Genomic DNA, 23,767 nt, shown 5'->3' on the forward strand with positions numbered 1-23,767 from the left:
TCTGGCGGTGATTCTCCTCTCCTCGCCCTACCCCGTCCGAACGGTCACGACCTTTCTGGTCGGCCCCTGGGCAAATTCCTACGCCCTGGGTAATACCCTGGCCCGGGCTTCGCTCCTGACCCTGACGGGAACGGGGGTTATCTGGGCGTTCCGGGCGGGGATCTTCAATCTGGGTGGCGAGGGGCAGACCTATCTGGGCGCGATCGTTCTGACCGCCGTTCTCACGGCAACCCCGCTCTCGGGCTGGGCCGGGGAGCCCGGTCTTTCCGCCGGTGTGGCGGCCCTGGCGGGGGTAGGCGCCGCAGCCGCTGCCGCAGGGGCGTTGGCGGGCCTCTCGGGATGGCTGCGCCACCGNACCGGTGCCGATGAGTTGATCACCACCTTTCTCCTGGCCTCGGCGGTTGTGCCCGTGGGGGATTATCTGATTCTTGGCCCGCTGAGAGACCAGACGAGCAATCTTCTGGCCACGCCCTTCGTGCCGGCCCCGGTGCGGCTGACAGGACTTCTNCCCCCATCGATGCTCAATACCAGCACGGNCTGGGCGATCCTGGCAGCGGCGATCCTGGCGGTTGTCCTGCGATGGACCCTCTTCGGGTACGAGATGCGTATTACCTCCTACAACCGGGATCTGGCGAGGTACGCAGGCATACCGGTTGGACGGTACACGGTGATCCCCCTGGCGATCTCGGGGGCGCTCCACGGGGTCGCCGGGAGCGCCCTGGTCNTGGGNCTTCACGGCAGGAGTATCATCGGGTTCTCGGGGAACTTGGGGTGGAACGGGATAGCCGTGGCCCTGATCGCCCGGAACAATCCCCTCCTGGTGGTCCCGGCAGCGCTCTTTTTTGCCTTTCTCGACGGGGGCGCCCGGGCTGCGGTGCTGCAGGATCAGACAACNTGGGAGCTGGGGTCCCTCNTCCAGGGGGTTATCTTCCTCTTTGTAACGGCCCGGATCGCCGGTTTCACCCGAAACAGGCCCGGGCGNGANAACTCTCCCGGGAATCAGGGGAAGACACCATGATCGCACACCTTCTTCAAAGCAGCTCCTTCCTCCTGATAGCGGCNCTGGGGGGGCTTGTGGCCGAGCGGAGCGGCATCCTGAATATCGGCCTTGAGGGAATGATCGCCCTGGGGGCCTTCACGGCCGTGGCGGCGCGCCTGGCCGGGCTCTCTCCCACGGGGGCCATCGTGGCGGCTGCCCTGGCGGGGGTGGTGCCGGCCCTGATCTTCGGCCAGTTTGTCCTCCGCTGGCGGGCAAATCCCTTCATCGTGGGCCTTGCCATCAACCTTCTCTCGGCGGGCACGATCCCCTTTCTGGCCGAGACGATTCTGGGGACGCGCGGGTCGGTCCGGCTCCCCCCCGGGAGCGGCGTACCAATCCAGGCGGTGCCCTTCTGGGCCCTGGGGGTTCTCCTTCTTGTCTGGGGAGGCCTGTTCCACACCATTCCCGGTTTGCGTTTACGCGTGGCCGGAGAAGAGCCCCGCTGGCTCCAGGAAAACCACGTCGCCGTGGCTCCCTACCGGCTCCTGGGGCTGCTCGCCAGCGGAATCTTCTGTGGTCTCGCCGGGGCTCTGCTGGCGCTGCGGATCGGGGCCTACCTTCCGGGGATCAGCGCCGGTCGGGGATGGATCGCCCTGGTAATCATCTATCTGGGATACCGGCGCCCCTGGGGGCTGGCCGTGGCGGCCCTTTTCTTCGGGCTTGTGGAAGCCCTGGCGGTGCGGGCCCAGGCGACGGCGGTGATCTCCCCTACCATCATTCTGGCCCTGCCCTATCTTCTGACGGTGATCGCCTTCGTGGCCTACTCCGCCCTGTTCCGGCGTCGGGCCTGAGACCCCGGGAGGAGCACCCCCGGCCTTACCGGGGGGCTTCCCGCGAGGAATCTTCCCCTGGGGGATCCTGCCGGCCCAGAAGGGAGATTTCCTCGCCCAGGAGGTTCTTCAACGCCTGCTGATGCCGCGCGAAGCCATCACCGACACGCTTCCGGTGCCCGGCCAGACGCTGGATCGGGTCCTCCAGATTGAGGTTGCCGGGAGTTCCCGTGCTCGTCCGCCGGGCCAGGGCCTCCCCGGGATCGGGCAGATCCCGCTGGGTATAATCCCCGGCAGCCCGCTGATAGGCCTCCCGGAAGGGGACGCCCTCCAGAACCAGCTGATAGGCGTAGTCCGTGGCAAAGACCTCGGCGTTCAGGGCCTCGAGCATCCGCTCCCGCTGGGGCTCGAGCCGATCCACCAGAACCAGGGCAACAGCCAGCTCCTCGCGCAGCGTGGCCAGGGCCCTTAGGAGGGGCTCCTTGGTATCCTGGAGATCGCGATTGTAACCCGAGGGCAACCCTCTCACCACGCCTCGACACTGGGAGGCCCACCCCTCCACCAGCGACGCCCGGGACCGCAGGAGCTCCAGCGCATCGGGGTTCTGCTTCTGGGGCATGATGCTGGAACCGCTGCAGAGGGCCGAGGGAAGGCGCACATAGCCCACCTCGGGGAGAGAGAAGAGGATCAGATCCTGGGCCATGCGCCCCAGGGTTGCTGCGATCGCGGCCAGGGCTCCCGCGATATGCCCGTCCAGGGTCCCCCGGGAATGCTGGACGGCCAGAACGTTGTTCTGGATTCCCTGAAACCCCAGAAGGTCGGCCACCATCTCCCGGTCCAAAGGCAGGGGCACGCCGTAACTCGCCGCCGAGCCCAGGGGCGAACGATCGTTCAGACGCTCCGCCGCCTGGAGCAGCTCCAGATCGTCCAGGAGCTGTTCAGCCCAGGAGGCGAGCCAGAGGCCGAAGGTGGAGAGCATGGCAATTTGCAGGTGGGTTCTGCCGGGCATGACGGTGGCACGCTCCTGGCGAGCCCGATCGAGCAGGCGCTCCACCAGGGTCAGGGTGTCTCCCGTGATCGCCAGAAGCGCTTCCCGCGAGTAGAGGCGGGTTGCAGCCGTGACCTGGTCGTTGCGACTGCGCCCGGTATGAACGCGTTTCCCCGCGTCTCCCAGCCGCTCTGTCAGGAGCGCCTCCAGGACGGTGTGACAGTCTTCGTCTTCCCGGGATATCTTCACCCTTCCGGCGGCACCCTCACGGGCGATCCGCCGGAGCTCCTCCTCCAGGGCGCGGGCCTGATCGTCCTCGAGCAGTCCCCTGGAGGCGAGCATCCGCACGTGGGCGATACTCGCCACAGCGTCGGCGGGTATCAAGTTCAAATCCAGAATATAGTCCCGTCCCACGGTGAACCGCTCCACCGCTTCGTCAAGGCTGTAGCCTTTTTCCCAGAGTTTTGCCATGGGTCGAGAGTACTCCAGCAACGCCGGGCGGGTCAAACTCCCGAGGGCCGGAGGGTGAAGGTAAAGACCTCCTCCCCCGAGGCAGGGACGCTCCCGCCCCCCTCGCCCTCAGGGGCCTCCACCAGAACAACCCCGCCCTGGGCAAAGGATTCCTGGAGGAGCCGCCGGGCCAGGGGATTCTGGACATACTGCTGGACTGCCCGCTTCAGGGGCCGGGCCCCGTAGGCGGGATCGTAGCCGATACCGGCAAGACGGTTCAGTGCCTGGGGGGTAAACTCCAGGGTGATTCCCCTGTCGGCCACACGGCGGTTCAGACGATCCACCTCGAGCGAGACGATCCGGCGGATGTGGTCCTGATCGAGTCTGCGGAAGGTGATAACCTCGTCGAGACGGTTGAGAAACTCGGGCTTGAACACCTCCCGGAGCCGGTCCCGGACCTGGCCGGTAACGGAATCGAGGTCCTGGGCGGCAAGAATAAGATCACTGCCGACGTTGCTGGTCATGATCACGATGGTGTGGCGAAAATCTACCAGCCGCCCCTGACCGTCGGTGAGCCGCCCCTCGTCAAGAAGCTGCAGAAAGATATTGAACACGTCGGGGTGCGCCTTCTCGACCTCGTCGAAGAGCAGCACCGAGTAGGGCCTGCGCCGCACCACCTCGGTGAGCTGCCCCCCCTGGTCGTACCCCACGTAGCCCGGGGGCGCTCCAATCAGGCGGCTCACGGCGTGGCGTTCCATGTACTCGCTCATATCGATCCGGGTAAGAGCCCGCTCGTCATCGAAGAGGAAGGAGGCGATCGTCTTGGCCAGCTCGGTCTTGCCCACCCCCGTGGGCCCCAGAAAGAGGAAGGTCCCCGTGGGGCGGTTCTCGTCGCCGATACCGCTCTTGTTTCGCCGGATCGCATCGCTCACGGCCTCTATGGCCCGGGGCTGTCCCACAACACGCTCTTCCAGAATCGCTTCGAGGTCCAACAGCTTCTGGACCTCGCTGGACATCATCTTGCTTACGGGAATTCCCGTCCAGGAAGATACAACCCGGGCGATGTCCTCGTGGGTGACCTCCTCCCGCAGGAGCGACTCCTCGTTCTGGAGCTCGCGCAGGCGGTCGCTGAGGCGCTGGATCTCCTGATTGAGCTGAGGGATCGTGCCGTGCTTGATCTCGGCAGCCCGGGCAAGATTTCCTTCCCGTTCCTGCTGGGCTTCCTCGATGGAGAGTTGCTCCAGGCGGACCTTCAGATCGCGGATCCGGTCGATCACGTCCTTCTCGTTTTTCCACCGCAGGTGCATCTCGTCCCGGCGATGGCGCAATTCGGCCACCTCTTCCTGTACTTTTGCGAGCCGGTCCCGACCGCTCTCGCTGGTCTCGGTCTTGAGGGCCTGGGCCTCGATATCCAGTTGCAGTATCCGCCGGTCCAGCTGATCCAGCTCCGTGGGCTGACTCTCGATCTCCATTTTCATGCGGCTCGCCGCCTCGTCCACCAGATCGATCGCCTTGTCCGGGAGAAAGCGGTTTGTGATGTAACGATCCGAGAGAGTCGCCGCCGCCACCAGGGCATCGTCCAGGATCCGCACTCCGTGATGAACTTCGTAGCGTTCCTTGAGGCCCCGCAGGATCGCCACGGCATTCTCCACGCTGGGTTCTTCGGTATAGACCGTCTGAAACCGCCGTTCGAAGGCGGCGTCTTTCTCGATATGCTTGCGGTATTCGTCCAGAGTGGTGGCTCCGATGGTTCGAAGCTCCCCCCGGGCGAGGGCCGGTTTCAGGAGGTTACTCGCATCCATGGAGCCCTCGGCGGCACCGGCCCCCATGAGGGTGTGAAGCTCGTCGATAAAGAGGATAATCTGTCCCCTGGATTTGGAGATCTCCTCGATCACTCCCTTCAGGCGTTCCTCAAACTCGCCCCGGAACTTGGTGCCCGCAAGAAGAGCACCCAGATCAAGAGCAAGAATCTTCTTGTTCCGCAACGACTCGGGAACATCACCCGCTACGATCCGCCGCGCCAGCCCCTCGGCGATCGCCGTCTTTCCTACCCCGGGCTCGCCGATCAAAACGGGGTTGTTCTTCGTGCGTCGCGAGAGAACCTGCATGACCCGGCGGATTTCCTCGTCGCGGCCGATAACGGGGTCGAGCTTCTCCTGACGCGCCAGAGCCGTAAGATCCTTGCAGTATTTTTCCAGGACCTGCATCTTCCCCTCGGGGTCCTGGGTGTCCACGGTCTCGCCTCCACGAAGATCCTGGAGGACCTCCCGGACCGCTTCGGCCGTCACCCCGGCGGAGGTAAAGAGCGCAGCCGCCCTGTCGGAAGACTCCAAAATCGCGATGAGAAAATGTTCGGTCGAGACGAAGCGGTCCCCCATCTCGCGGGGCATCGCCTCGGCCTTGGCAAAGATGCGCCCCAGGGCCGGCGAGGGATGAAGCTGACCGTGATCCCCCGTCACGCGGGGCATGTTCTGGATCTCCTCGTCGATCTGCCGGATGAAGGGCCCCAGGGGCACCTCGAGACGCTGCAGGATCGCGCCCACCATGCCCTGTTCCTGGGCAGCCAAAGCTCGGGCGAGGTGAAGAGCCTCGAGGGCTCCGTGATCGTTCCGGTTCGCGATGGCGGCAGCATCCTGCACCGCCGCCTGGGCTTTCAGGGTCATTCCATCGTAGTTCATATCGGGTAAAAAGATATATCTGACCCCGGGGAAAGACAAGATACGGAAGATTTGCAAAAAACCCCTGTCGCGGCGATACTGAAGTGATAAGAGTACCAAGAGGGACCAGAACGAGGCTCTGCCGGGGGCGGGGCCGGTCTGGTTGTGCCGGGACGGGACAGCACCGCTCTGCCGGGCTTCTTCAGGAAGCTGGTCAGCACCACCAGCAGGGCGTGCCAAAACAGCTCGTTCCGGAGGAGGCACTGGATGACACTGCAGACGGCGAACGAAACCTGGGACGAAACTACTCCCGAACTGATACGGGAGGTCTTCGAGCAGACCATGGCGGGATCCAACACGCTGATAATGCTCTACGACGATACCCATTTCGTTCAGACCTCCCTGATCGAGGGCGGTTTCTTTCTGGAATACGGTGATGACACGGGCATGTACGCCGCCACCAACGAGCGACTTCCCCGGGACACGGCGGAGCGGATATTTCTCTCCTTCCTGGACAACACCGACACCCAGTGGAAAGGGATGACCAGCTACGTCCGGACGGGAAACTCCCAGTTCCAGACGGACCTTCCCGAGGAAGATCAGTCCGGTCCGGCCTCATCAGGAACAGGATCGGGAGGCCTGCGGTCACCTGCATCGGGAGCCCGGCAGGATCTCTTCGGGAACCCCTACGGGCGCCGCCGGCGAGGCCGGGGCTACGGTTCCCCCCAGCAGATGCTCCGGCGGGGCATGGAGCGGGAAATCAGCTACGGGGTGAGCCGCATCGTGATGCGACTCATCCGATCACTCTTCAGGGGTGGCCGCCGCTAGACGGGTATTGTCCCGGGNAGGCAGAACCGGNTTCCCGGGCGGGCGGGTTGTGAAGCTCTCTCGCTCCGGGCTACCATCGGGGGGTGGCACAAACATTTCTCTGGTACGACCTGGAAACCTTTGGCCGGGACCCGCGGTGGGANCGGATCGCCCAGTTTGCCGCGATCCGTACCGACAGCGATCTCCGGGAGATCGGGGAGCCCCTGGTCCTCTACGGGCGCATCAGCCCCGATTATCTCCCCGATCCCGAGGCCTGTCTCATCACGGGGATAACTCCCAGGCAGACCGCCGAAAACGGNCTGGTNGAGGCCGAGCTTGCCCGGGAAATCAACCGTATCCTGAGCGTCCCCGGCACCTGCGCGGCGGGGTATAATTCGCTTCGCTTTGACGACGAGTTCCTCCGCAACCTCTTCTACCGAACCTTCCACGATCCCTACCGCCGGGAGTACGCCCAAGGGAACAGTCGCTGGGATCTCCTCCCCCTGGTACGGCTGGCCCACGATCTGCGCCCCGAGGGGNTCCAGTGGAAAACCGACGCGGACGGGAAGCCCCTCTTCAAGCTGGAAGAGCTCACCCAGGCAAACGGGATTTCCCACGACGAGGCCCACGACGCCCTGAGCGATGTGAGGGCCACCATCGCTCTGGCCAGGCTGATCAGGGAAAAGCAGCCNCGCCTCTTCTCCTATTACCTGACACTTCGCAAAAAAGACCGGGTCCGGCGTGTTCTGAATCTGGAGCACCCCGAGCCGCTCGTNCTGGCCGATCCCCTCCTGACACGCCCCGGAGGCTGCTCATCCGTGGTGTGGCCCCTCACGGTGAGTCCCGACAACCCGAACCAGATTATCCTCTTTGATCTGCGTCATGACCCGGCACCGCTCTGGGATCTGCCCCGGGAGGAAATCCGGCGCAGNGTCTTTTCCAGTCGCGAGGAGCTGGCCGGGGAGGAACGGGTTCCCCTGCTGGGCGTACAGATCAACCGGGTTCCGGCGATCGCGCCTGTCTCTACCCTCACCCCGGAGAGAGCCCGGGCTCTGGGCCTCTCCCTGGAAGAGATAGAGCGCNACGCTTCGGCCCTGGCGGGCAGAGAGGACCTGGCCACAAAGATCCGGGCNGTTTACCAGAGAGACCCCTCCGGTAGCGATACCCCGGGCGAACAGGGCTATACCGACCCGGATCTGGGCATCTACAGCGGCGGGTTCTTCGGTGATGCCGACCAGGAAACGTTCCGCCAGATACACCTCACCCCGCCATCGGAACTGGCCGCTGCCCCGCCCTCCTTCACGGACCCCCGGGGCCCCGAGATGCTGCGGCGATTCCTGGGAAGAAACTACCCCCGGGAACTCGCCCCGGAAGAACTCCAGCGCTGGCAGAGTTACTGCGCCCGAAGGCTTCTGGCCCCGGAATACCGCAATGCCCTGGATTTTGGCAGCTTCAGGAAAAAGCTCCACAACCTCATGGCCCTGCCCGACCTCCCGGCAGGAAAGCGCAGGACCCTGAAGGACCTTCTGGACTACGCCCGCTGGCTGGACGAGCATATTCTCTCGGTCTGACCCATCGCAGAGAGACACGGAATACATCAACGGCCATGGAGAATCTCGGNTNTACCCTGCAGCGCGCTGCACCCGGCCGATATGTCGGCCTGAGCGCCATCACTGACCGAAGCAGGCTACACAAAACCGATTAAATTCATCATAATACAGGTATGCGTGACGACCTGACTCCGATCATCTCGGCCATCGTCGATTCCTACGATACCGTGGGGGCGATCAACCATATGGACGGCCCCAACCTGCCCTCCCGCCCCAGCATCCGCCGCATCCTGAACGATCTCCAGGCCCTGATCTTCCCGGGCTTTCAGAGCGAGGAGCATATCGCCCGGCACAACGCGCGGTTCCTCGTGGCCGAACGGGTGGGATCCCTAGCGGGACGCCTCTCGGAAGAGATCTTCCGCAGTCTCTGCTTCCACCACGGCATCTGCCGCGAGACAGAAGACACCGAACCCTACCGGGAAGAATCCCGGAAGATCACCTTCTCCTTCCTTGAAGAAATCCCCGAAATCCGCCGGCGCCTTCGCCTGGACGTTCAGGCAGCCCTGGAAGGAGATCCGGCGGCGCGTTCCACGGAGGAGATCATCCTGGCCTACCCGGGGCTGGAGGCGATCATGGCCCACCGCCTGGCCCACGAACTCTGGATTCGGGAGGTCCCCCTGATTCCCCGCATGATGAGCGAGGAAATTCACGGTCGTACGGGGATCGACATTCACCCCGGAGCGACCATCGGAGACTCCTTTTTCATCGACCACGCCACGGGCGTGGTGGTGGGAGAGAGCACCATCATCGGAGCCCACGTAAAGGTCTACCAGGGCGTGACCATCGGTGCCTTGAGCGTCCACAAGCGGGACGCCAACAAGAAACGCCACCCCACCATCGAGGACAACGTGACAATCTACGCGGGAGCAACGATCCTCGGCGGAGAAACCACCATCGGCCACAACTCGATCATCGGTGGTAACGTCTGGATCACCAGCTCGGTGCCCCCCTTCAGCAGAATCTACAGCCGGGCCGGGGAGTTCCAGGCCCGACGGGACAAACCCCGGACGGGAGACTTCCAGATATAACAGTCCCCGAGGAATCTCCCGGGGAACGGGTGATATCTTTTCCATCCTGGGGTAGACTGGAGGGAGTATGAAGACACTCTTCCGTCTCCGCCATGGAGCACTCGTGACCCTGGTTGCCGGTTTATTTCTCCTTCCCCAGGCGCCGCTCCCGGCCTATGATCCTTCCCCGGGGAGCGAAGCGATGCAGCGCCTCTGGTCTCCCCTCTTTCTTGCCGGGGGAGCCAGCACCGCCACCGATCAATCGGGTAGTGGCGACGTGATCAACCCCGCCGTGTCGGCCCTGAAACAGCGGATACACCTCGATGCAAGCCACACCACCCTGGCAGACGGTGGTTCCCTCGAGGGCGGAGCCCTCCATCTGGGCCTGACGGTCCCCACCCCCTTTGCCGTCTTCACAGGCTCCCTGCAGTATCTCTCTATCGAGGCAGAAGACCTCCACCTGGGGCAGCGGGGTGCNCTGAACTTCAGCGCCGCCAAGGAACTCTACCCCGGCCTGCAGGCAGGGCTGGGAATAAGCGGCCAGATCGCCCACCAGCGAAACAGCACCGCCTTCGGAGGGGGGCTGAGCCTGGGCATGATCCACCACCTGGGCGACCACGGGCCCCTGAAGGACCTGCGCTGGGGGGCGGCCCTCACCCAGATCGGTCTGAGCCCCGAGCCGGATTCAGACTACTCGGGCGCGCCCGCACCCTTTACCCCCGCAGCAGATATCCACGGGACCCTCTATCGCGACGATGATATNCGTCTGGAGGCTCACACGGGCTTTCAGGCGCCTTCCTTTCAGAACCTGATCTACCGGGTTGGCTCGCGCGTTACCTTCCGGGACCACCTTGCCCTCACCCTGGGATGGGAGATAGACNTGGAGGAGCACAACGACAGCGACCGGACCTCGGGCTCCCTGCTCCCGTCGGTGGGCATCACGGCGCGTTTCCAGACCGGGAGGAACCCCTCGGGCTCCATACCCGCCGGAAGCGAGNNGCCTCCCCTGTGGCAGCAGAGCGAGATCGCAGCTCACGCCGCCTGGGCCTCTCTCTACGATGACCTCTGGGCCGCTTCGGCGGGCGTGAACGTGGCCTTCGGCGTGGTGGACAGNACCCCTCCAAAGATCGTCCTGGACTACCCCGAAACGCAGTACATCTCCCCCAATAACGACGGGCTGGCCGACGAGCTCCTCCTGCCCGTGACGATCACCGACGAACGCTACGTCATGTCCTGGGCCTTCCTGGTCCGCGACGATCAGGGGCGGGTGGTCCGCACCATCGAGAACGCCGAGGCCCGGCCGGAGAACGTGGGGTTTCAGTCCTTCCTGGATCGCCTGCTCTACGTCAGGACCGGCGTGGATGTCCCGGCCCGCATACGCTGGGACGGGCGAACCGACGCGGGCGGGGTCGCTCCCGATGGTGAGTACACCTTCACCGTGGAGGCCACGGACGACAACAACAACCGGGCCGTATCGCGGGAAAAGACGATCGTGGTAGACACGACCCCTCCCGANGTAACGATCNTTCCCCCGGAGCACACGGACGAACTCATTTTTGCCCCCGGAGGAATCGGGGGCCAGGATACCATCACGATCAACCAGACCAGCTCCCGGGAAGATCTCTGGAACGTGCGCATTCTCGACGCATCGGACCAGGTTGTGCTGGAAAAAGAATTTCATGACACGGAGCTGGAACCCTTCGTCTGGGATGGCCGGGATTCCTCGGGAGCGATCGTTCCCGATGGCGTCTACTGGTACCAGGCGANCGCCACAGACCGGGCCCTGAACACCGGCAGCGGGACGCTGGAAAACATCATCGTCGATACCGTGCCGACCCCCGTGGGGCTCACGGTGAACCTGGGTCACTTCTCGCCCAACGCCAACGGCCGCCAGGACGAGATCATTCTTGCCCCCGATATCCCCATCCGCGAGGGAATCCGCACCCATACCCTGGAGATCCTCGACGAGGCAGGTCGTCCGCGACGGACCTTTGCAGGGGGTGAGGACCCTCCCGCGCGGTGGACCTTCGACGGACTGGACGACCGGGGCCGCGCCCTGGAAGAGGGCACCTATCAGGCCCGGCTTACCCTGCTCTACCGGAACGGCAGCGAGCCTCGCGCAACATCACCCTCCTTCGTCCTCGATATCACCCCGCCCAGGCTCTCCGTGGTGGCCGAAGACACGATCTTCTCGCCCAACGGCGACGGGCGGAAAGACACAATCGCCTTCATTCAGGACACCGAAGAGGCCCTGTGGTGGGAGGGCCGTATCGAAAACGCCTTTGGCGAGGTAACACGGACCTTCCGTTGGGAGGGTCGACCCGCAGAACGGCTCCTCTGGGACGGCCGCAGCGGCCAGGGAACTCCCCTCCCCGACGGCGAGTACCGCTATGTCCTCACCGGTCAGGACCGCGCGGGNAACCGCGCCAGCAGCCGCCCCATCACCTTTACCCTGGANACGCGGGAAACCCCCGTCTTTGTCTCGTCCTCGCGCGAGGCCTTTGCCCCGGGCACCCGGGGGCCCCACCGGACAATCGACCTGCTTCCCCAGATTGAGGACCCCCGTGGCGCAGAGCGCTTCTCCCTGGAGATCCTCGACGAGGACGGAACCCTGGTGGCTCGCATCGACGGTGCCGGCGCCCCCGACGAGAGCTATCGCTGGGACGGTCGCGGGACCACGGGCGAGATCGTGCCCGACGGCACCTACCGGGTGCGTCTGGTGGTGGAGTACCGCCACGGCAACCGCCCCACAGCCCTGAGCGCTCCCTTCGGGGTCGACACCGTTCCCCCCCGGGCCACAATCACCCTGGACGACGATGAGCGAGCCTTCTCTCCCGGAGGCGGAGAGGGCGTAAAAAGCACCATGCCGATTCTCCAGACCTCTTCCCGGGAACACCTCTGGACCCGGTGGATCGAAGACAGCCGGGGCGAGATCGTGCGAACCTGGGAGACCTCGGGCGAACTCCAGGACTTCTCCTGGGACGGCACCGACCAGGACGGCCAGGTTGTGCCCGATGGCACCTACCGCTACGGCGTGAGCGCCACCGATGCGGCCGGCAACTCCCTGACCCTGCGTACTCCCCCCTTCCGCACAGACACCAGGGACGTGGAAATTCAGCTTCGCCTGAGCCACCCCGCCTTCAGCCCCAACGGGCGCGGCGGACGCGAGACCGTCACCTTTCTGCCCCGCTCCAATATCGAGGAGGGCATCACCGAATGGACCCTGGAGATCATCCCCGACGGGGAGCACACTGACGGGGCGCAAACTGACGGGGAAGAGCCCGACCAGACCGAACCGGTCCGNACCCTGACCGGCACGGGCTCCCTGGAACCCTTTGTCTGGGACGGCCGGAATAACCAGGGCAACCCCGTTCCCGACGGCGAGTACCGGGGCAGCCTGGCGGTACGCTTTGCTACCGGCGCCCATCCCCGGGTCCGATCAATCCGTACAGTCCTGGTGGACAGGGTTCCGCCCGAGGCAACAGCGCGACTCTCGTCGGATATCATCTCTCCCGACGGGGACGGGCGTCTGGACGAGCTCACGATCTCCCAGGAGACCTCCCGGGAAGAGCGGTGGACGGGAATCCTCCGCGACGAAGAGGACCGGATCATCCGGCAGTGGGANTGGAGTGGCCAGGCACCGGAGGAGCTGGTCTTCTCCGGTCTGGACCAGGAGCGCCGCCGGGTTCCCGACGGGCTCTACACCTACGAACTTGTCGCCACCGACCTCGCCGGAAACACCGGGGGAACGGGCCGGATCCCCTTCGAGGTCTACACCGCCGAGACCCCCCTTGATCTGTACGCAGACCGGCACGCCTTCAGCCCCAACGGGAACGGCCTCCACGACACCGTTACCTTCCATTACCGGAGGGGCGATGCCCGGGGACTGGAACGCTACACCTTCACCATTACCGACACTGCCACGGGCAGCACCGTGGTAGAGCGCACCGGCACGACCCTGCCGGAAGCCTTCCTCTGGGACGGCACAACCCCCGAGGGCCCCGCCCGGGAGAGCACCTACCAGGCAGCGCTCACCCTCCACTATCGTCACGGCAACCGGCCCCAGGCCCGGAGCGAGACCGTAACCCTGGACATCACTCCGCCCGAACTCGCCCTCGCTATCGACCACACCATCTTTGCACCCGGCCAGGGGAGCCAGCGCGATCGGGTCACCATCACCCAGGAGAGCGATCCCGCCGAGGGCTGGGAGGGACGTATCCTCGACACCCGGGGCGAACAGGTCCGGCGACTTTCCTGGGCTGACCGGGCCGGTTCTTTCACCTGGGACGGGACCGACGAGGCGGGCAACCAGGTTCCCGACGGCACCTACCGCTACGAGATCGTCGGCACCGACGCGGCCGGGAACACTACCCGGGGTGAGATTCCCCTGATCGAGGTAGACACCGTACCGGCACGCCTCTTTGTCACCCTGGACCGGCGCATCTTCGCCCCCCGGGGCCCACGGGAGGAGTCCCGGGAACTCGCCATCAGCACCATAACGAGCCGCGTCGAAGGGGCCGGGTACCGGCTGGTGGAAATCCTTGACGAGGAAGACCGGGTCGTGCGCACCCTTCGTTCCGACCAGGTTCTTCCCCGGGAAACCCTCCGCTGGGATGGAACCCGCGATGACGGCTCGATCCAGGACGGAACCTACCGGATCCGGTACCGCCTGGCCCTGCGAAACGGCACCTTTCCCCAGGTGATCTCACCCACGGTGGTGGTGGATACCACACCACCCGAGATCGGCGTGGAACTTGAGGGGCTCCCCTTCTCCCCCGACAACGACGGGATAAACGACGAGCTCACGATCCGCCTGGCCGCCCGCGACGCCAGCGGGATCGAATCCTGGCGGTTTGAGATCCTGGACCGCAACCAGCGGCCCTTCCAGGAGTTCCGTGGCACCGGGGCTCCCCGGGAACGACTGATCTGGGACGGCCGCAGCGCCTCGGGCGAGCTGGTCCGCAGCGCCGAGGACTATCCCTACCGCTTTTCCGCCACCGACCGTGCCGGAAACGAGAGCACCGTCACGGGAATTATTCCCGTGGATATTCTGGTGGTCCGCGACGGCGACCGTTTGCTTATCCAGATCGCCAATATTACCTTTGAGCCCAACAGCCCGAGGTTACAGATCAACCCCGCCACGGACACGGGGGCAAAAAACATCGAGGTCCTGGACCGGCTGGTGGAGATCTTCGATCGCTACCAGACCTACCGTATCCAGGTGGAGGGCCACGCCGTGAACATCACCGGTACGGAGCGGGAGGAGCGCGAGACCCTGACACCGCTCTCCCGTTCCCGGGCTGCTTCGGTGCGGGACGCCCTGGTCAGCCGGGGCATGGACTCCGACCGCATCACCATCGTGGGCAGGGGAGGAACCGAACCGGTGGTCCCCCACAGTGATCTGGAGAACCGCTGGCAGAACCGTCGGGTCGATTTTGTGCTCCTTCGCTAGAGCACCGGAGCATCAAGAATACCGAGGTGGTGAGAGCACCAGGGTAGTGAGAGCACCAGGGTAGTGAGAGCACCAGGGTAGTGAGAGCACCAGGGTAGTGAGAGCACCAGGGTAGTGAGAGCACCAGAACAAGGAGCGCCTGTGAGACATCGTGTTGTATCGCTTTTCCTCCGAAGCCGGGGCGGCACCGCCCCGGGAGAGATCGTCCCGGCCCGCAGCAGAACCCTTCGGCCCGGCTGGAAGGTTCGTGCCTCCAGGGCCGCCCTGACCTGGGCGGTCCTGGCCAGCCTGCCCCTTGCACCGGCCTTCGGTGAAACCGCGCCACCCCTGCTGGAGGAGATCATCCTGGAGGGGCTCAGGAAAACCCGGGAAACGGCGGTTCTCCAGGCGATCCCTCTGGAGCAGGGCGACCCCGTAACGGCCAGGACCCTCACCGATCTTGAGGAAATCCTCCTCGACACGGGCATCTTTTCCGAAGTCACCCTCACCACCCGCCCGGCCGCCGGGGAACCCTCACCCGCACCAGCGACACCCTCCGGGACCGGCCAGGCCGATCCGGCACGAGTCGATCTGGTGATCACCCTGCGCGAGAAGGTCACCCTGGTACCGATTCCCTTTTTTGCCACCGATGGCTCCGCCGCCACGGGGGGGCTCATCCTCCTGGAGAGCAACCTCCTGGGGCTCAACAAGCAACTCATCACGGTGGCCATCGCCGGAACCGAGGGGTTCAACGGCATGGTCATTTACACCGACCCCTCCATCGCCGGGAGCAACTGGTTCGGCTCGTTCAACACCGGCCTGCGGGAAACCGAAGAGGACCACCGCCTGCCCGACGACACCCGTATCAGGGACTACACCCTGAAAGAGCAGAGCCTCTCGGGGCGCCTGGGCTACCGCTTTACCCGGGACATCCGGGCCGGAGCGGGCCTGCGCCTGACCAACCGGGAGATATCGTCCTTTCGGGGCTGGGCAGGGGCCGAAGTTCCCGAGGAGGGACTCTTTGTGGTCCCCTCGGCCTTTCTGGACTACGACGCAACCCGCCCCAGGGGAGTCCTGCGCCTGGGCCCCAAGGCCGGCCTGAGAGCATCACTGGCAACCGGGGAGAATCACTCGGGCGATATCGACGATGTGGGGTGGGAGACCTCGGCCCGGGCCGAACTGGCCCTTCCCCTCGTACCGTCCCGGGGCGGACGCCTGCGGCTCCTCCTCTCGGGGGGGATCGGTGATATGCCCCTGGGAGAGCAGCAGGATATCTCTGCCCGCGACGGCTACCGAACCCTGCCCTACCAGAAAACCGTGGCCGACGAATGGGCCGGAACGGCGATTTTTGCCGAAGTTCCCCTGATAAACCGCTCCTGGGGAGCCTTTGTCGTCTCTCACTACTGGGAAGCGGGCACCTTCGACGCCTCGGGACACAGCCGCCAGTACTTTGCCGGGCCCGGGGGCGGGTTCCGGGTCTACCTCCGGGAGGTGGCGATTCCTGCCATGGGGTTCGACGTGGCGGCCAACCTGATCGATCCCGACGTGGTCTTCAGTTTCACCATCGGCGCCCAGATGTAACCTTCCCCGGACGGACTCGTCCTGATCGGCCATCGGCCCGGGCTGGCCTATCGTCCCGGGTCGTCTGTCGTTCCGGGCGTCTCTCGCCTCGGGTCGTCCATCATTCGGCCCGGGCCCTTCGTTGACAAGACGCCCGGGAGCGCCTAGTCTGTAAGAGAAGATCATAACCAGCGCATCTGCCGAGAGAGCGCACTCCTGGTGCCGCCGAAGGGGCAAGGGTCGGGCCAGCCGGAGCCGACACCGAAACTCTCAGGCAGAAAGGATCGGCAGAGGCGCATCAACCGCTCTGGAGAGCCGCCCCCGCAACCTGCCGGGGCGCACCGAAGGGGACCCGTCACGGGGGGCACCACAGCCTTCCCGGGCAGGATAATCTCTCAGGTTACGGGACAGGGTTTTCGGCGCAGCGGAGGATCTATGCGCACAGAAAAAACCAGTCTCCATGAAGAACACCGGAAAGCCGGAGCCCGTTTTGCCCCCTTCGCGGGATGGGACATGCCCCTCCATTACACCGCCGGGGCGATCGAAGAACACCAGACCACCCGCTCCTCGGCGGGCCTCTTCGACATCTCCCACATGACCCGTTTTGTCGTGACCGGGCNCCGGGCCGAACAGGACCTGGACCAGCTTCTCACGGCCCGGGTCTCCTCTCTTTCACCGGGGTCCAGCACCTACGCCTTACTCTGCGACGAAGAAGGCGGGATCATCGACGACCTCTTTGTCTACCGCCAGAGCGGGAAAGAGGAACCAGCCTTTCTCCTGGTGGGCAACGCCTCGCGCCGTAGCGAGGACACAGCCTGGCTGAACCGCCACCTGGACTCCTGGGAGGACCAGTCGGACCAGACGGGAATGATCGCNCTCCAGGGCCCCCGGGCCGAAGCAATCCTGGCCCGTTTTCTGCCCCGGGTTGATGTAACCGGCATACCCCGTTTCGGATGCGTCCCCGCGGGAGACCTCTGGATCGCCCGCACGGGATACACCGGCGAAGACGGCTTCGAGATCATCCTGCCCCGGGACCGGNCCCCCTCGCTCTGGAGGGACCTCCTGGAAACGGCCCGGGGCGGNGGCATCCGGCTCCTCCCGGCGGGTCTGGCAGCCCGGGACAGCCTGCGGCTGGAGGTGGGGTTTCCCCTCTACGGACAGGAGCTCACCCGGGAGATCACTCCCGTGGAGGCCCGGCTGCTCTGGGCCTGCGATCTGGACCACTCCTTCGCGGGCCGGGACGCGATCCTCCGTCGCCGGGAAGAAGGCCCTGCCCGCACCCTGCGGAGGCTCATTCTGGAAGACCCCGGAGTTCCCCGCCCGGGGTGNCCCATCCTGGACGGGGAAGGAACACCCCGGGGAACCGTCACCTCCGGCGGGAAAGCCCCCTCTCTGGGGGTCTTCATCGCCAACGCCCTGGTGGACCGGGACGTTCCCGACGGAGTCCCCCTCTTTCTGGANATCCGCGGCCGTTCCCTGAAGGCTCGCCAGCACCGGGGGCCCTTCTACCGCCCCTCCTACCAGCCACAACCGGCCGCANCTGACCTGCTGGAACGGAGCCAGGAGTTTTCCCGACGCCACCTGGGCCCCACCCGGAGCGATCAGCACACCATGCTCACCCGGATCGGCGCCGCCTCGATGGAGGAGCTCCTGAAGGAGACGATCCCCGCCGGGATCCGCCTCGCAAGACCCCTCAACCTTCCCCGGGCCCTCACGGAGGACCAGGTTCTGGCCCGACTCCGGGAGATCGCCTCGCGGAACCGCCCCCTGCGGAGCCTCATAGGCCAGGGCTACGCCGACACCATCACCCCCCCGGTGATCCAGCGGAACGTTCTGGAAGATCCGGGATGGTACACCCAGTACACCCCCTACCAGGCCGAGATATCCCAGGGTCGCCTGGAAGCNCTCATGAATTACCAGACCATGATCGTCAGTCTCACCGAGATGGACATCTCCAACGCCTCGCTCCTGGACGAGGCCACGGCGGCCGCCGAGGCGATGACCATGGCCCTGCGNCACCATCGGGGGCCCCTGCGCCGCGGAGNCACAGCAGGACGCAAAACCCTGCTGGCAGACCCGGCGCTCCATCCCCAGACGATCGCCCACCTGCGCTCGCGGGCGGAACCCCTGGGAGTTGAGGTCCGGGAAACTCCCCCGGCCGAATGGACCCCCGGGGAGGAGACCTTCGCGGGNATCCTTCAGTATCCCGACACCCTGGGCATAGCCCGGGAAGGGGGCTCCCTGGCAGAAAAACTCCACCAGGCGGGAGCGCTCCTGATCGTTGCGACGGACCTTCTGGCCCTCACCATCCTGGCTCCTCCCGGTTCCTGGGGAGCCGACATCGTCCTGGGAAACACCCAGCGCTTCGGCGTACCCCCGGGGTTCGGGGGACCCCACGCGGCGTTCCTGGCCACCCGGGANGCCCTGAAACGCCTCATGCCGGGCCGACTGGTGGGNGAGAGCCTCGATCGGGGNGGGAACCCCGCCCTCCGGCTTGCTCTCCAGACCCGGGAGCAGCACATCCGGCGCGACAAGGCAACCAGCAATATCTGCACCGCCCAGGTTCTCCCGGCGATCCTGGCGGCCTTCTACGCGATCTACCACGGCCCGGAGGGACTCACCNCAATCGCCCGNCGGGTCTCCCTTCTNGCCAACGCCCTGCGGGANGCTGCGAGCCGCGCAGGGCTTCCCGTCCTGCCCGGCACCATCTTTGACACCGTGACCCTTCTGGTGGAGGGCCCTGCCCGAAGGGCCCTCCTCGCCTCGGCAGAAGCGGCGGGGTTCAACCTGCGGAAACACTCCCGGGGAATCGGCATAACCCTGGACGAACGCAGCACCCNCGAAGAAGTGCTGCGACTCCTCCGGGCTCTGGGAGTATCCCTCGGCGAAGAACGCCTGGAGGTGCTCCTGGGAGAAACCTCGTGGCGCCCCCACCCCTGGCTCGAACGGCGCACGCCCTTTCTGCAGCAGGAGGTCTTCCGGCAGCACCGCAGCGAGACGGCCCTTCTGCGCTACCTGACCCGACTGCGCAGCCGGGATCTCTCCCTGGCTCACTCCATGATCCCCCTGGGCAGCTGCACCATGAAACTGAACCCCACGGCAGCGATGATGCCCATCACCTGGCAGGATTTTTCCTCGCTCCACCCCTACGCCCCCCCGGGACAAGCCGAGGGATACCGGCTGCTCACGGAGGAACTCTCGGCCTGGCTCTGCGAGATCACGGGCTTTGCGGGCTGTACCCTGCAACCCAACAGCGGAGCTCACGGGGAGTTCACGGGGCTCATGATTATCCGCTCCTGGCACCTCAGCCGAGGCGACGCGAACCGCAGGGTTTGCCTGGTCCCCGACTCCGCCCACGGCACCAACCCCGCCAGCGCAGCCATGGCAGGCATGGAGGTGGTGGTGGTAAAAAGCACCCCCCAGGGGCGAATCGATCTCACGGACCTGGAAGAGAAGGCCCGGCTCCACGAGAAGAACCTGGCCGCTCTCATGGTGACCTACCCCTCCACCTGCGGAATCTTTGAGGAAGACATCACCACCGCCCTGGAGATCGTCCATCGCCGGGGGGGGCAGGTCTATCTGGACGGAGCCAACATGAACGCCCAGGTGGGGCTTACCAGCCCCGGGGCGATCGGAGCCGACGTGTGCCACCTGAACCTCCACAAGACCTTCGCCATTCCCCACGGAGGAGGCGGTCCCGGAGTCGGACCGGTCCTCGTGGCGGCACACCTCACGCCCTTTCTGCCCGGCACCCTGGACGATCCGGGACCGACGGGCGTCATGGTGGCAGCTCCCGCAGGAAGCGCCTCGATCCTGCCCATCCCCTACGCCTACATCGCCATGCTGGGCGGAGAGGGCCTCCGGGCGGCCACGGAGCAGGCCATCCTGAGCGCCAACTACATCGCCTCACGGCTGGCTCCGCACCTCGATCTGGCCTATACCGGACCGGGAGGGCGTGTGGCCCACGAGTGTATCCTTGATTTCAGAAGGCTGGAGCGCGAGACGGGCGTCACCGTAGAAGACGTGGCAAAGCGGCTGGCCGATTACGGCTTCCACGCCCCCACCATGTCCTGGCCCGTCCAGGGAACCCTCATGGTGGAACCCACCGAGAGCGAGTCCCTGGAGGAGCTGGACCGTTTCTGCGACGCCATGATCGGAATCACCCGGGAGATCGGGGCGATCGCCCGGGGAGAGATCGCCCTCGACGAGAGCCCCCTGCGCAACGCCCCCCACACGGCGGCAGATATCACAGGGCCCTGGGAACGGCCCTACACAAGGGAAGAAGCGGTCTACCCCGCCCCCTGGTGCCGGGAGCACAAGTTCTGGCCCCCCGTGGGGCGGGTAGACAACGTCCAGGGGGACCGGCACCTGATCTGCAGTTGCCAGTAACACCAACGCCCCCGCTCCGGAGCGGGGGCGTTGCCACACCCCTCCAGCGCCCCTCCGGCGCCGGGGAGTCCAGGAGCACCACCGCGATCAGACCGGTGCCGTACCCGGGGAATCATCCAAGCAACTATCGGCTTCTCTCGCCAGAATCGCCATGAGCCGCTCGAAGCGGGGGCGCATCTCCGGCACCACCTGACAGAGATCGTTGTGAGCGGCCAGGACAAAACAGCTGTCCACGTCGGTGGTTGCCCGGCGCGGCATCCGGTCAAAGAGCTCGTGCTCCAGATTACGCAGCTCCTCATCCTGGAGAACCTGGAAATACCCCAGAAGCTTTGTCTTGCGGATGATATCCTCCACAGGCGGCGAGAGGTTACAAAGGATGAAGGCCCCGCCCCCCCGTTTCATTTCCTTGTGCAGGCGGATCAGGGTCCCGATAGTTGTACTGTCGATGTAGCTGGTGCCGTCCATATCGGCCACCAGAACGCTGCCGGGGTGCTCGGCAAGCCAGGGCTCGATATGTTGATAGAGGGAGAAGGCCTCGTTGGCCCGTACCCGACCGGTGAGAAAAAGCACCAGCCGGTTCCCGTCGTGCCAGTAGTACAACCCCGTTTCGTCGTGCATGGTGAAATCCTTCCCTTGTACAAGCATAGCGATTCCGGAGCAATCAGGCAACCGCAGAAACACCACAGAAGACGCACCGAAGGAAGATGTTCTGCTCCCCGGGGCCCGCATGACCCGGAGCGAGGCCCTCATATCGCACTTCGGGGTGCCCTCCAAGGGGTTGCCAGAACGGAAAAAAGCGTATATCTTCGGAGTACGGAACGGAAAGCAGCCTGCCGGGCACGGCACCATTCCGGCACGGGCGATTAACTCAGTGGGAGAGTGCTACCTTCACACGGTAGAAGTCACTGGTTCAAATCCAGTATCGCCCATCAATAACTTCTTGTAATACAAGAAGTTAGAGAGCCACCGGAAAACCGGCGTTCTCAAATCATTCCAACTGTTACCACGATTGTTACCACGGTCGTGAGGGGAGAATGGTATGAGTACAATAGCCGGTTATCGATCCTATCGCCTGTTCAAACGAAAAGTCGGAAAAACGCACCGCTTCTACGCCAGGTTACTCTGCCCGGACACCGGGAAAGTCCTGAAAACGATCTCTACCGGAGAGACAACCCCGCCTCGAGCCGTACACGCGGTGGAGGCGTACCTCGAGCGGGAACAGCAGCGTCCGATGCAAACGCAATCCGCCGCGCCACTCTCCCCGCCGACCCTCGCGGAAATCGCCGATGGGTTCTGGGAGTGGGACGGAGAATACGCCCGCAGCCGACGCGCCCGCGGCTACAGCGTCAGTCACGGACACCTGGAAATATCGGAAGGGTACACCCGAAACCATCTGCTCCCGGTCTGGGGAAACCACCCGGTACAGGATATCTCGATCGGTGCAATTGATCGGTGGATACTGGATCTGCACGCGGAGCAGGCCCTTGCCCCCGCGACGATCAACAAGCTCCTGTCGACACTCCGCGCACTCCTCGATTACGCGGCACGCCACCGATATATCGAGACCAATCCGGCTGCGCTGGTCAAACCCCTGAAACCGAACCACCGGCTACGTGGTGTCCTCACGGACGAGGAAGTGACACAGCTCTTCTCAAATCCCGATCACTTCACCGATTACCGGCAGTTCGCAATAAATCTCTTCGCTTTTACAACAGGTGCCAGAATCGGCGAAGTCCGCGGCCTACTGGTGGAAGACGTATTCCCAGACCACATACTCATACGGCATGCATGGGAAGAGGGACATGGACTGAAGGATCCAAAGTACGGCAGTATCCGGCCAGTACCGATCCCACCTATGGTGTATTCGGTCCTCCAGGAGGTAATCCGACGAACCCAACCCTCGTCCCTGGTATTCTACGGGGGGAAGAGCAAAGATCGACCCATGAGCAAATCTCACATCGAGAAATCACTCATGAAAGCGCTGTTGAAAATGAACGAGCCGAAAACGCGGAAGCTCACTACAGACGAGGCGGACACCATCCTGGAGGATTATCGGACTCGGGGGATTACCTTTCATTCCTGGCGACACAAGCTGAACAGTCTTCTCAGAAGCCGCGGCGTACCGGATTCCAAGATACGCATCCTCACCGGTCACCGGTCGGAAGCCATGACCAACTGGTATACACGGTACACGATGGAGGATTTCGGTGACGTCCTGACCGCTCACGTACCGTTGTTGCCCGTCATACTGGATGCAGTATGATCGACTTGAAACCAGTCTTCAACGAGTGGGATCACACCTATCGCGATCATACCGGTACCGTGTATCCAAGTGTCACGCAGATACTGCGCCGACGCGGTCTGATCAATACACGCTTCTATAACCGGGCCGGTCGCAACCGCGGTACTCGGGTACACCAGCTCACCGCCGCAGTAGATACCGGGCAGGGTCTGCCTTCCGTGGATTTCACCCGCTTCGATATTCCACTCCTACCCTACGTCGCAGGCTGGGAGGAGTTCAAACAACGACATGTATCGCAGTTCACCTGGGTGGAACAGCAGTTCATTCACACCACCGGCGGGTATGCCGGCACGATCGACCGCGTTCTGATCACCCCGGAGGGTGAGGTAATGCTCGTGGATATCAAGACAGGACGCGACGAGCCCTGGCACGTTCTGCAGCTGGGTGGGTATGCGATGGCCGCCAGAGATTCCGGCATGGAGATTCAACAGGTTGCGGTTGTCAGAGTTACCAGGAACGGCGGGTACCTGGTGTCGCTGTTTTATGTGGAGAATGCGATTCGGCGGTGGATGAGGGTGATTGCGTAAAGCGTTAGAACTGACCCGGAAGAAAGGCATGAAGAAAAGAAAGAAGCCGGAAGATACTTACGATTACTGCGATTACAGTAAACCTACTGGTTATACCGTGATACCTTGTTATCGGGAACTGGAGGTCTTATGAATACATCACATATTGAAGCAAGTTCGTTATGTCGATCTGGCGCTCCCGTATGCGCTGTTTTTTCTGGGGCTGATGGTTCCGTTGATCCATGACGGAA

13 protein-coding genes, 1 tRNA gene and 2 riboswitches are annotated in these 23,767 nt (G+C 64.3%); of the genes, 11 read left to right on the forward strand and 3 right to left on the reverse strand.

Features of this window, described 5'->3' with window-relative positions; translation table 11 throughout:
* Positions 1 to 7 precede the first annotated feature (7 nt).
* Positions 8 to 1,018, forward strand: coding sequence for an ABC transporter permease (locus B071_RS16275; RefSeq protein WP_438829608.1), 1,011 nt, complete (start codon positions 8 to 10; stop codon positions 1,016 to 1,018).
* Positions 1,015 to 1,830, forward strand: coding sequence for an ABC transporter permease (locus B071_RS0106395; protein ID WP_018526277.1), 816 nt, complete (start codon positions 1,015 to 1,017; stop codon positions 1,828 to 1,830). Before B071_RS16275 ends, B071_RS0106395 begins: the two co-directional genes overlap by 4 nt.
* Before the next feature lie 25 nt (positions 1,831 to 1,855).
* Here the strand turns inward: B071_RS0106395 and argH are convergent, their stop codons facing one another.
* Complete coding sequence (gene argH, locus B071_RS16280) at positions 1,856 to 3,268, reverse strand: argininosuccinate lyase (RefSeq protein ID WP_018526278.1); 1,413 nt, start codon at positions 3,266 to 3,268, stop codon at positions 1,856 to 1,858.
* Between the two features lie 32 nt (positions 3,269 to 3,300).
* On the reverse strand, positions 3,301 to 5,925 hold the full coding sequence (clpB, locus tag B071_RS0106405) for an ATP-dependent chaperone ClpB (protein ID WP_051075270.1): 2,625 nt from the start codon (positions 5,923 to 5,925) through the stop codon (positions 3,301 to 3,303).
* A gap of 246 nt (positions 5,926 to 6,171) precedes the next feature.
* Between clpB and B071_RS0106410 the strand changes: the two genes are divergently transcribed.
* The 6 genes from B071_RS0106410 (at position 6,172) to gcvP (ending at position 20,708) form a co-directional block, all read left to right on the forward strand.
* On the forward strand, positions 6,172 to 6,732 hold the full coding sequence (locus tag B071_RS0106410; protein ID WP_018526280.1) for a hypothetical protein: 561 nt from the start codon (positions 6,172 to 6,174) through the stop codon (positions 6,730 to 6,732).
* An 83-nt stretch (positions 6,733 to 6,815) separates the two neighbouring features.
* Complete coding sequence (gene sbcB, locus B071_RS0106415) at positions 6,816 to 8,282, forward strand: exodeoxyribonuclease I (protein ID WP_018526281.1); 1,467 nt, start codon at positions 6,816 to 6,818, stop codon at positions 8,280 to 8,282.
* Between the two features lie 152 nt (positions 8,283 to 8,434).
* Positions 8,435 to 9,349: a serine O-acetyltransferase EpsC gene (epsC, locus tag B071_RS0106420; RefSeq protein WP_018526282.1), complete on the forward strand. Its 915-nt coding sequence runs from the start codon at positions 8,435 to 8,437 to the stop codon at positions 9,347 to 9,349.
* A gap of 1,207 nt (positions 9,350 to 10,556) precedes the next feature.
* Positions 10,557 to 14,780, forward strand: a complete 4,224-nt coding sequence (locus tag B071_RS18350) for a FlgD immunoglobulin-like domain containing protein (protein ID WP_438829609.1) — start codon at positions 10,557 to 10,559, stop codon at positions 14,778 to 14,780.
* 141 nt (positions 14,781 to 14,921) lie between these two features.
* Positions 14,922 to 16,340, forward strand: a complete 1,419-nt coding sequence (locus B071_RS0106430; protein ID WP_018526284.1) for a POTRA domain-containing protein — start codon at positions 14,922 to 14,924, stop codon at positions 16,338 to 16,340.
* Between the two features lie 170 nt (positions 16,341 to 16,510).
* A riboswitch (glycine riboswitch) is annotated at positions 16,511 to 16,616 on the forward strand.
* Positions 16,617 to 16,740: riboswitch (glycine riboswitch) on the forward strand.
* A 14-nt stretch (positions 16,741 to 16,754) separates the two neighbouring features.
* On the forward strand, positions 16,755 to 20,708 hold the full coding sequence (gene gcvP / locus B071_RS0106435; RefSeq protein ID WP_018526285.1) for an aminomethyl-transferring glycine dehydrogenase: 3,954 nt from the start codon (positions 16,755 to 16,757) through the stop codon (positions 20,706 to 20,708).
* Positions 20,709 to 20,795: 87 nt separating this feature from the next.
* On the opposite strand, the gene B071_RS18355 is transcribed toward gcvP, so the two are convergent.
* The gene (locus B071_RS18355) at positions 20,796 to 21,326 is read right to left on the reverse strand and encodes an STAS domain-containing protein (RefSeq protein ID WP_157703058.1); all 531 of its coding nucleotides are present in this window, start codon (positions 21,324 to 21,326) and stop codon (positions 20,796 to 20,798) included.
* 239 nt (positions 21,327 to 21,565) lie between these two features.
* Between B071_RS18355 and B071_RS0106445 the strand changes: the two genes are divergently transcribed.
* The 3 genes from B071_RS0106445 (at position 21,566) to B071_RS0106455 (ending at position 23,537) form a co-directional block, all read left to right on the forward strand.
* A tRNA-Val gene (locus tag B071_RS0106445) sits at positions 21,566 to 21,637 on the forward strand.
* Between the two features lie 110 nt (positions 21,638 to 21,747).
* On the forward strand, positions 21,748 to 22,971 hold the full coding sequence (locus B071_RS0106450; RefSeq protein WP_083914572.1) for a tyrosine-type recombinase/integrase: 1,224 nt from the start codon (positions 21,748 to 21,750) through the stop codon (positions 22,969 to 22,971).
* Entirely contained in the window at positions 22,968 to 23,537 is a 570-nt protein-coding gene (locus B071_RS0106455; RefSeq protein WP_018526288.1) for a PD-(D/E)XK nuclease family protein, read from the forward strand. The genes B071_RS0106450 and B071_RS0106455 overlap by 4 nt, the downstream gene beginning before the upstream one ends.
* Positions 23,538 to 23,767: the final 230 nt, after the last annotated feature.

It is taken from the genome of Alkalispirochaeta alkalica DSM 8900, assembly GCF_000373545.1.
GTDB classification, from domain to species: domain Bacteria; phylum Spirochaetota; class Spirochaetia; order DSM-27196; family Alkalispirochaetaceae; genus Alkalispirochaeta; species Alkalispirochaeta alkalica.